Annotated in this window: 1 protein-coding gene and 1 other RNA gene; both read right to left on the bottom strand. The window is 42.3% G+C overall.

The window, feature by feature from the left end:
* Window positions 1-126 precede the first annotated feature (126 nt).
* Window positions 127-477: RNase P RNA component class A (gene rnpB / locus ACTNB8_RS15460), an RNA gene on the bottom strand.
* Window positions 478-521: 44 nt separating this feature from the next.
* Complete coding sequence (locus ACTNB8_RS15455; protein ID WP_441055984.1) at window positions 522-11,354, bottom strand: leucine-rich repeat protein; 10,833 nt, start codon at window positions 11,352-11,354, stop codon at window positions 522-524.
* Between the last annotated feature and the right edge of the window lie 596 nt (window positions 11,355-11,950).

The following is an 11,950-nucleotide window of genomic DNA, read 5'->3' as shown; positions in this document are numbered from 1 at the left end:
AAACGAATCCAGGCAAAAACAAAATGGATGCCTCCTGTAAAATACAGAGAAGCATCCATAATGTCCGCCTAACTTATAAATATGTGTCCAGAATTCTGGGTACATATCATAATGCAGCGTTTTTTTATTGCAAGCTGATCGATAAGCCGGGTTATGTCATTGGATGATCATCTATCTAGCCCTTTCGTTACCAAAAGGATCAAGCGACCCACCTGAAAGCACGACGGGCAGCCGTATCGCTTTCTTTTCGGTCTTGCTTCAAATGGAGTTTACATGTGCCCGTTCTGTTACCACAACGGCGGTAGTCTCTTACACTGCCTTTCCACCCTTACCTTACAGAAGAAGGCGGTTTATTTCTGTTGCACTGGTCTGGGAGTCACCTCCACCGGACGTTATCCGGCATCCTGCCCTGTGAAGCCCGGACTTTCCTCGTCTGCACCCTTTCGTCTGTGCAGCCGCGATCACCTGACCTGCTTGCGCAAGTGCTATTCTAACACGATTTCCATCTTAAGTAAAGAATTTTATTTTACAGTAACTTTACATTTTATTTTTTTCTTTCCGGATTTTATAGTTATGGTTGCGGTTCCCTTCTTCTTCGCAGTGATCTTTCCTTTTGAATTTACAGATACTACCTTTTTGTTACTGGAACTGTAAGTTACCTTTTCCAGTGATGTAATTGGAAGGATCTCCGGTGTCAGTTTCAGGAATTTTCCTTTTTTCAGAGAAAGTTTTTTCTTGATTCCAAGGATCTTTGTCGTCTTTACTGCTTTTTTCTGTACTTTTACTGAAATCACCCGGGTAAGTCCGCTCTTCAGTATTACCGTAATCTTTGCTTTTCCGGTCTTCTTTCCTGCTTTTATCTTACCAGAAGAATTCACTGTGACAATCTTTTTGTTACTGGATTTCCATGAAACAATACGGTCACCCTTTGCAAGACCTGTAACTTTCAGTTTCCTTGTAGACTGTTTTACCTTAAGGACAATATTGTCAGCATTGACGGAAACCGTCGGCTTCAATCTGTTAATGGTCTGTGTCAGTTTCAGTCCGCATCTCGTACAGGTTCGCTGCTGCTTACCTTCTGTCAGGGCTGTTGCTTCCTGAAGGACTTTCCAGTTCTTTTCCCAGGAATGATCTGTGATTCTGAACTGGACAATTTTTTCACCATAGTATCCGCCAATGCCCTTAATGATGATCTCACCGTTTCCGATCTTTACGTTGTTCTTCCATGAAACAGTGTAATCTGTGCTCTTTTGAAGTTTCTGACCATTGTACGTTACTGTCGGTTCCGGCCGGAGTTCTTTTCCTGTGACACAGAGCGTATCTGTTGCAGAAACATCTGCCTTCTCAATATCTTTATGGAAAACCGCATAATATTCTGTATTATCATTCAAAACACTTCCATCCTCTGCCGGTTTTCCATCTGTATACCAGCCCCGGAAAATTCCATCTCCTTCCGGATCAGCCGGAAGGATCAGGCTTTCTCCTGCCTGATAAAGATCATCTGCAAGAAGGACTCCTTCTGCATAAAATCTTGCATGAACCATTTTCTGTACAATAACTGTATCACAGTTATTGTGTTCTGCATAATCCGCTACATCCGGAACGACTTCTGCCGCAAGTTCCAGTTCTGTTGTATCATCAGTAAAAATATCATTACCGAATTCCAGACGATACGTCTGTTCCTCACCTGGCTTTAGCTTCTGAATCTTTTCAGCCTGAATAATTGTTCCGTCTACTCTGCCTGTATCATACACCTTCAATTCTCCGCCTGCTGCAACCTGACTGTTATTTCTGACAGTGATCACCGCAGTATTATTTCCGGCTGCTGTATACAGTTTTGCAGAAACAGAAAGATCAGTAAATGCAACCTGAATTTCAGCAGAATTATTGTCTTCTTTCAGTTCCTCGACAGTTTCTCCGTCCTTAAGTTCCCAGATGTGTACCTTAAGCTTACCGGCTGCTGCATTTTCTGAAATTGGGATTTCTATCTCTGTCTGATTTTCTGTACCGGAAAGAAGCTTTATCTCCTTTGTTCCCTGACAGATTGTTTCAGGTGACTCCTTATCTGAAACTGTTTCAACAGAATAACCGATTTCTGAGACCACTTCGCTTCCCTGATTACTGATTCTGAGCGTTACAGGAAGTTTCTTTCCAGGAATCGCATCCTCCATCTCAAAAGAAGTTCCTGCAAGAACCAGATCATGAGTTTCACCAACCTTCAGCCATGACAGGGTGTTGGATTCATTTTCAAAATCACCATTGCTTCTCATCAGAGTAATGTAATCGCCATCACCGGAATTGCAGACATCAAAACTGATGATCTGTTCTTTCTGATCTGTGATCTGTACCGGTGATGCCCAGTTTTCGACTGTCTTTTTCATGCAGAAAATATTCTGGAAGCCGTTTTCATCTGTCGCAATATAATAGATATTTTTCCCACAGATCTTAAAGTTGCTGCTTACAGAATCCGTTTCCCCTGTAATTGCCATACTCTTTTCTTTTACGGAATTACGGTACATGAGGACACCATTCTGATTCCACACAAAACCATTCAGATACTCATCCGGCAGATTCAGATATGTAATTTCTTCACAGCTCCCCTCTTCCCGGAAAAGAATATTTCCATTGAGGTCAATGCCGTATACGGTACGGTCTGAGGTGGTTCCCGGGTCATTATCTCCATCTACAGAATACACAAGAACCGTTTTTCCTTCCAGTGTTCCCACGCAGAAAGAAGGGATATAATTACTGTCTTTTACAAGCGTTTTTACCTCTCCCCACTGACCATTTCGGCGGATTCTGTAAAGAAGCTGGTTCTCTGAATTAAGAGTGAAAATATCACTTTTCGGATTTCCTATCCATACCATGATCTCCTCTCCATTTAATGTAAACGTTCTTGCGCGGAATGCATATGTATCAGAATTTTCCGATACCTGTTCAGCCTCTGTAAATTTCATCGAAGAAAGGTCAAACTTCATAAATCTGATACTGGTATGAGCGGTCAGTTTGTTTATCGCTGCCGTATTTTCTGTCAGTTTTTCATTCGCTTCCTGATAAGAAAGAGTAATCTCATTTCCATCTGAATTCAGATCAAAACTGATGTCCGCCAGTTCATTATCATCTACCGGCTGTGGTTCCTGCCACTTACCGTCTTTTAATACAGAATACATCAGCTGTCCCATATTCCAGACATCACGGTCTTTGTTATCATACCGGAATACCATGACTGTCTTTCCATTTGCAGAAGCGATCTGTGGATCAGAACCACCGTACGTATCTGTGAGAAGGGGCTTTATTACTTCGGAACTTTCTTCGGAGCCCTTCCAGGCTGACTGTTTTTCGAGGTAGGTTCTGTCTACTGTTGTGTATCCATCCGCATCATAAAGAAGCTCTGCCGCTGAACCTGCGCTGGTTTGAGATTCCCGTTCATTATTCCTTGTGTAAAGATAAAATTTCTTTTGTACAAACTGTTTCGTTAATTCCACAGGCCCCAGATATGCCTTAACTCCCATTGATCCTGTCAGAGTGGCAGAATTCAGTCCCTTTTCTCCATTCGTGCTTGCCAGATAAAATTCAAGATCAAGAGTTGCTTTTCCTGTTACACCGCCTGCTGTAACACCCGAGACTCCGACTCCGACGAGTGCATCAAGTGAAAATGAAAGATCAAGTCCAAGCGTACCGGTAAGATTACTTTTTTCTAGGTCATATGTTACCTTTGCAGACAGCTTTCCATCCGCCGACAGTTTGATTTCCACAACAATCGGAATTGAAAATACAGAAGGGATCGTCCAGCCATATTTTGCTGAAGCTTTTACCTGAACACAGAGATATCCGGTGATCTTTGTCCAGTTTCCTGAGGATAACTTTCCTTCAGCATAACCAAGCACTGAGACTTCCGGTGCTTTCACATCCCAGCCACTGAGAGACATTCTGCCATGCTCTCTGCAATACTCGGAAAACTTATTGTTCAATTCACTGGAATCCACAGAACCGCACTGCGTTGCCTGATTTACAGACGACAGCCAGTTTTTGTTTTTTTCCCGTCTTTTTTCAGTATTAAATGTTTCTTTCTTTACATTAATGCCCAGATGCACAGTCTCTTTTTCCTGGTCGATCTTAAAATCAACCGGAAAAGATGACAAACCGGTAGAAATTTTCATCCCGCCCAGGAAAGGAACGTCACTGTCAATGGAAAATCCTGTCTCTGATCCCAGAGAAAGTGTTCCATAAACTTTCGGACTTTTCATAATTTCCATATTCAGAAGTGTTCTTGTATACAGATAAGGATTGTCCGAACTGTAATAATTACGGATATGAATTCCCTTTCCTACTACAAAACTTGCAGCACGAAGGTTTTGGAATACACCACTGGAATCTGCATCTGCAATCTTGTTGGTGTTCTGCCACAGTTCAAGATGTTCTCCTGACCGATTTCCATCGGCTGTTTCACAGCGTATTTTAAAGCTGAAAGAAAAATCATTTGAAAGTCGTTTGGCGCCTTTCAGCAAATCTGTCTCGGAATCTCCTGCACTATACATGGCTTTTGTAACAATATGGCCTTCCTGTGAGGTATTGTACAGAACAAATGTATCATATCCTGCTTCAGTGATCTCATAATCTCCATTGTAATACTCAAGAAATCCTTCTTTTGTAATGGAGATCGCCACTGTTCCCACAGTAAAATCATCAAATACGGCATCGCCATCTTCATCAGTGGTAACTGTAACTGATCCTCTGCTGTCCTCTCGTGTAACTTTTGCTCCATCTACAGGATTTCCGCTGTTGTCAGTTACATGGACACCATATTCTTTCCCGTTAAGTTTTGAAAAAAGTGTCGACGTATCAACCGGTTCATCTCCCCAGAGTGCATACCAGATCATTGTTTTTCTGGCTTTCGTCTTATGGGTCAGCTGCTCTCCTGTCCCATCCGGATTTTCAAACCAGCCCTGGAAATATTTTCCTTCTTTTATCGGCGCTTTCGGAACTGTAACTGTCATTCCCTTCACAATATCTTTGATCGGTTCAACGGAAGATCCGCCTCTGGAATCAAATTCATAAGTTACAGTTTCTCTTGCATCTTCAAAATAATCGAGGCTTTCCTCAACAAATTCAAGTTCAAGTCCATATGTCTGCTGTGCATTGTAGAAAATCTCCTTAAGCGCTGCATTTTTATCCTTCAATGTCACATCTTCGGGCAGGCTGCTGTCAACGGAATCTTTATAATGATATACCAGTTTATCTCCGTTTCCCATAACTTCCAGTGAATCTGGCGATATTGCCTCACCTCTGTCCGAACCATTTTTGAAATACTGTACTTCTGTAAGCTCACCGTTTCCATTTATAGATGGAAGATATCTTTCCAGTTCTGATTTGTTTTCAAGAACAGCATCATAGTAGAAATAACCGTTTTTCAGATTGTTCGCTACATGAACTGTCAGTTTCATTCCTGTAAGCCCGTACACTTCTATCGGTTCTTCTGCCTCAAAATGAGCAGTTACAGGACGGTTGAATTCCGATAAAATACCGGAATAATCTGCTGAAAGATAGTATTCACCGATATCGTCGCCGCGCAGGATCCACTCGATTGTTTTTGTCGTCTGACCTTTTATTTCGTCTACAGAAACATGGGCGTTCTTTTCTGTTCCTGTGGATGATTCCACAACAGAAAGACCCTTCGGAACATTTAATGTAATCTCGTTGTTCATCATACTGAACTCTGAAGATGCATTGTTGATGATATGAAGTTTCACATCAAAAAATTCCTTCAGTGCAGATACTCCAATTGGAACATCCAGATAGGCAACAGAAACATTTTTGACCATGTCATCATCACCAGAACCTGATCCGGAACCCGAACCTGACCCGGAGCCTGATCCACTATTATTGTTTCCGGACCAGATAACATTCGGAATCAACATATGTTTTCCTGATGAAGTATCAACAATGATTGGTTTGCAGTTACTCCAGCCTGTACCTGGATTGTACATGATATTGTCTTTGATTACTTCTGTTCCATAAACAAGAGTCACATTTACTGTAACAAGATACTGATTCTCCGGACTGGAAACATCAAGACCGGCTGCTTTTATCTCATCAAAGGTCATTCGTTTAATTTCGAATTTTCCTTCAATGATCGGCTGCTGAACCAGGATCATTGTAATACTGGTCGTATTGTTCGGTGTGATTACGACTTCTTTTTTGACAGGAAGATATTCATTATTTCCTTTGATGCAGCCAACTGCATGTGCACCGGCTTCCGCTGTAAAAGAAACTCTTCCGCTTCCGTCTGTAAAACGTTTAAACTGGTCTTCATTTCCAAGGTCAAAATATACTTCTGCTCCACTTAAAGCTCTGCCATCAGAATCTTTGACAGTCACTTCCAGAGTTCCAAGCTGGATTCTCTCACGCACAGTGATGTCTTTTTCAGCTGTGGATTTATTTCCATCACCGTCTATTACCGTAAGAGTCACGTGATAAGTGCCTGTTTTTTCATATTTATGTCCTGCTTTTGCTTCATGAGAACTGGTTCCGTCACCAAAATCGATCTCATAGGAAATGATTCCGGTATCATCTTCAGACATAGACGCATCAAAAAGATATTCAACGCCCTGTTCCATAACACTTTCACAGTTCAGAACAGCTTTCGGACTGCTTCTGTCAGGAAGCACAACTGGTGTTTCGATTATTTTTGAAGAAGTATTGCCCACCTCATCAACAGCTTCTACTTTATATTCGAGCTCTGTACGGCTAAGCGGCAGATTCCAGTCATCAATGGAATAGTTCTTCTGACCTGAAACCACCTGTTTCTGGGCAATAAGATTCCATGAGGTACTGTGATTGTCACGTCTGTAGATTCTGTATCCGATCAGATCTGCCGGCAGTTCTCCATTCCAGGAAACAATAACTTTCTCTCCTTTGTAAACAGCTTTTACTGCATTGATCTTTGGTGCTGTCAAGTCTACCATATACTGTGTCTGATATAAATCACTGATATTTCCGGATCTGTCTTCTGCCTGCACCTGAATATCGATCACATCACCATCTTCCAGCTGTTTCAGAGGAAGAGCTGCTTCTACAGTTGTATTCCAGCTGTTTATGTCCATCTTTTCAGTAAGTTTCTGATAATCTCTATCATCTTTACTCTTCCACATGATTTTTACAGAAGAAAGTTCTCTGTTATCCTGCGCAAGCACACGGACTGTTCCATAGGAATCACTGATTGCTGATCCATTTTCCGGATAAACACTGATGATCTCAGGCTTCTCTGTATCTACAAGAACAGATACCGGTTCCTGCATTTCCCCAGAAAAATCACTGATATTTCCAGCTGCATCAGAAACGCATATCTTATATTTATAATTTGTTCCTTCTTTTACATTTCGGTCAATGTAATTTACCTGATAAAGGTTGTCAGCAATCTTTTTGTACTCTTTATTTTCTTCCTGACGATATACCTGATAACCGCCAAGGTCATCTTCTTTACCCTGTTTCCAGGTAATTTCAATATATCCGTTTTTACCTTCCACAGATACATGAACAGGTGCCTGTGGTGCAGTATGGTCAATACTGTACTGGACAAAAGGTGCCGATTCACTGGTATCACTGAACTGCCCGCTGAAATCTTCCGCAACTGCACGGTAATAAATAAATCCGTCACTGTATTCCTTTACAGAAAGTGTATATTCAGCGGTTACAGTAGTGTTTATGTTGTCATAAATCTTTTCTTCTACAGTAGTCCAGTCCTGATTGTTTTCTGAAATTTGGAACTGGATTTTGTGAATTCCATAGTCATCTTTCGCAGTAGCGGAAAGAGTGATCTTGTCACTGTATGTACCCGGTTTCGGATTAAGTGATGTGATCACAGGAGCTGTATTATCTGCCTGCGTATGAAGTGTTACTCCACTTTCCGGTTCTTTTCCACGGTTTCCCAGCTGGTCATAAGCAATTACCCGGTAAGTGTAATCTGTATCCGGAGTAAGTCCGTAAATGTTCATACCAAGAGTACTGCTGACATTTCCGACGGATGTCCATTTTCCATCCAAAAACTGTTCAACACGGAAAGAACCTGCGTCCTCATCCGGGACATTTTCCCATACAAGTGTTGCAGTCACAGAGGTCGTCACACATTTCTTTTCCAGAATTTTTACTGCCGACGGGCCCTCATTATCAATCTGATACTGATAAACAAACGGCTCACTCTCATTTCCATTCGTATCAATGGCAATTCCCTTAAGCCACAGAGTTCCTGATGAAATGCCTGATGTATCATAAGATGTACTGGCAAAATCTGACCGGTTGCTTCCGATTTTTGTCCAGTTGGTATTATCTGTGGATATATAAATTATCGTCTCACGGATTCCTACATTGTCCTCCGCCTGGACGCCAAAGGAAGCTGTACCATTAACACGGCTGTTATTCACCGGATACATCTTTATGATTCTTGGTTTTTCTGTATCAGAAATCGGGCTTGCAGTCACTGTTTCTGACGGAAGACTCTCCACCTTAAATTCATTGATTCCGGTTATATAATACTGATATGTATGTCCGGATTTTACAGTCTTATCCGTGTAGGAAAGGGTCTCTCTTTTTGTTACATATCCTGTGATTCTGAAATCTTCGTCAGACTCGGCTTTTCGGTAGATCCGATAGCCGGTTGTATCCAGTTCAGCTGCAATTCCCCAGGTAAGTGTAATCTGATCAACATCTCCGATTGCCATTACTCCGACGATCTGCTGTGGACGTGAACGGTCAATCTGAATGGTTTCCTGCATTTCAGCAGTCTCACCGTCTGCGTCTTTAAGAACAAATACTACCGTATAATTTCCGGATTCCAGATCATCAAAGCTCCATGAAATTTCAAATCTGCCTGTGCCTTTTGATTTTCCGGCAGTCAGTTTTCCCTCACCAATCTGTATTCTTCTTCCGCTGCTGTTAAGATAATAAAATACGCCACTGGTTTCTTTTGCCTCCATTGCCTGGAGATTTCCTGTATCAGCAACATCTGCATAGATCCTGTTTCTTGTAATTCCAATCTTGTTATAACGATTATCGGTGTAGATTTTGTTTATCACAGGAGCTGCCGTAGTTGCTGTTACCTGTGCGAACCCGGAATATCTGCCATCTGTAAGACAGGTGCGGACATAATATGTATGCTCTTCACCAAGTTCCAGATTTTTATCTGTGTAGAAAGCATCTTTTACAGGCGTTTCTGTGAGAAGATTTTCCGCTTCTGTTCCGTCACGGTATACCTGATATCCCTCGATATTTTCACTCTGAAGTGCCTTCCAGGACAAATGAACTGTATGGCTGTATACATGGTCAACCTGTAAATTGGCCGGTGGAAGTTCCGATGCATCTGTAGACCATTCCACAGAACCTGGAAGGCTGCTTCCGTAGGCTTTCTGGTATGCCTCAAGAGAATCGGCAGGGACGTAGATCTTTTTCAGGTTGGACATGAAATAAAAGATACTGGTGCCGTTTGTGGTCGGCGGCACTGCCCCTAGGAATCGGACTGTCTCAACACTGGCACACTCATAAAAGGCATGGTACAGGTTGGTACTTGTATAAACCGATTCCATCCCTTCCCCGATGGTAACTCCTGTTATTTTTTTCATTCCGCTGAAGGAGCTGTACTCAAGGCTTTTTACTTTTGCAGGTATCTCTACTTCCCCTGTGATACCGGAACAATCATAGAATGTATAAGTATTTATTTTAGTCAGGTTTTCTGATAACTTCAGGGTTCCGTCAAATCCGCTGCAATACTGGAATGCTCCTTCCCCGATACCGGTCACACTGTCCGGTATCATCAGATCCCCTCTCAGGCCTGAACAGCTGCTGAACGCATAGTTTCCGATCGTCTCTATATTTTGGGGCAGTTTCAGCGCCCCTGTCAGATTCCGGCAGCCGTTGAATGTATATGCCTTGATGGTGGTCAGACCTTCCGGCAGTTCCATGCTCATGTTAAGTTTTCCGCAATTATTGAATGCATAAGTTCCAAGTTCCGTCAGTCCTTCTGGAAGTTCTGTCCTTTCCAGTGCTGTACAGCCCCTGAACGCACTTTCACCTATGCTCTCAAGCCTGCTGTTCTCTTCGTAGGCAGCTTCCTGTAACGCTGTACAGTTTGTAAAGGCATACTTCCCTATGGCGGTTACCCCTGCAGGGATTATAACTTTCTGGATCGTTGTATTATTCCGGAACGCCCCAAGCCCGATACTGGTCACATTGTCCGGGATCGTCACTTCCGTATCTGTCCCGGTATAGCTGACCAGTTCTCCGTCTGTGATGATGAAGTCCCCGCTTCCTTCCTCCTTCAGGGTCACCCCTGCATTTATCCCAGTTCCATACGCACTGCTGTATGCCTGGTATGTCCCCTGCGGGATGTAAATCGTCTTAAGGCTGGACATATAATAAAAGATACTGGTGCCGTTTGTGGTCGGCGGCACTGCCCCTAGGAATCGGACTGTCTCAACACTGGCACACTCATAAAAGGCATGGTACAGGTTGGTACTTGTATAAACCGATTCCATCCCTTCCCCGATGGTAACTCCTGTTATTTTTTTCATTCCGCTGAAGGAGCTGTACTCAAGGCTTTTTACTTTTGCAGGTATCTCTACTTCCCCTGTGATACCGGAACAATCATAGAATGTATAAGTATTTATTTTAGTCAGGTTTTCTGATAACTTCAGGGTTCCGTCAAATCCGCTGCAACACTGGAATGCTCCTTCCCCGATACCGGTCACGCTGTCCGGTATCGTCAGATCCCCTCTCAGGCCTGAACAGCTGCTGAACGCATAGTTTCCGATCGTCTCTATATTTTCCGGCAGCTTTAGTTCCCCGTCAAACCCACTGCAACCACTGAACGCACTGTTCCCAATCTTTGTCAGTCCTTCCGGGAACTTTACAGATGTGATCTTCTTATTATTCGCAAACACACTTGTTCCGATCTCTGTGACTCCATCAGGAATAACAATATCTCCACCGGTGCCTTTGTATTCGGTCAGTACTCCTGTATCACTGATCACGAAATCAGATTCTTCAGCCAGAGTCTCCCCGGAGTCTCCGAGATTTGTTTCATCTGCCCCTGCAATATCGGTATTTTCGCTGACATCAGGTTCACTTTCATCATCAAAAACAGACAGGCTTTCTTCAGATGAATCGCCTGCCTCATCATTCTCTTCTGTTTCCTGTTCTACAGTGACTTCTTCATCAGAAAAATCCCCTTCTCCGGATTCTTCTTCCACACTCACTTCATCTTCTGACTGAGCGTATGTAACATACTGATTAACAGGATAAACAGCCTCGTTTAAGGTCATAAATACTGTCAGCATCAACGCTGCTATTCTTTTTCTTTTCATACACTTTTCCTCCAGCTGATCACGTATTCTGTAACGCAAAACCATCTGATTTAAGTATACTTTTGAAGCTAATATACTGTCAATTTATTTTTGACCATCCATCACAAAAATTCTTATGAGAGATGATTTGATCTGTTACATTTACAGTAACTTAAGTAAAAGTCATATATTCAGCATTTCAGGCATCGGATTTTTCATAAAACTCAATTTTCGATGCCAAAAATCATAGATAACAAGCATTTTCAGCATCGGAAAATGGTAGAAACGTCTGATTCGATGCCACACCTTCTATATAACGGGTATTTTCGGCATCGGAAAATATACAAAGCTTTGATTTCGATGCCAAAAATTTTTACAGCGGATATCCAGGCATCGAAAAGCACATATATTTTCAATTTCGATGTTATTGTTTGTTCCGATCACAGCAAATTGAGAAAAACTCATGGCATACTACATTCCGAACAGTAAATATAAAAAAAGCATCCCTATGAGGTGACCCCAAAAAGTTAGACTTTTATTGCGTAACAGATTTTGTCTGTTACGCATTTTTTATGCAGCCAAGAGGCTAAGCCTGTATTGAACAGGACTCATCCATC

This window comes from Blautia sp. HCP28S3_G10 (genome assembly GCF_052065235.1).
GTDB lineage: Bacteria > Bacillota > Clostridia > Lachnospirales > Lachnospiraceae > Blautia_A.
Note: the sequence above shows the minus strand (reverse complement) of the source record. Positions and strands in the feature narration are given on the sequence as shown.

Bases quoted from the DNA above. Each gene is read 5' to 3' on its own strand.
- ACTNB8_RS15455 (WP_441055984.1), bottom strand. From the start codon at position 11,354: ATGAAAAGAAAAAGAATAGCAGCGTTGATGCTGACAGTATTTATGACC.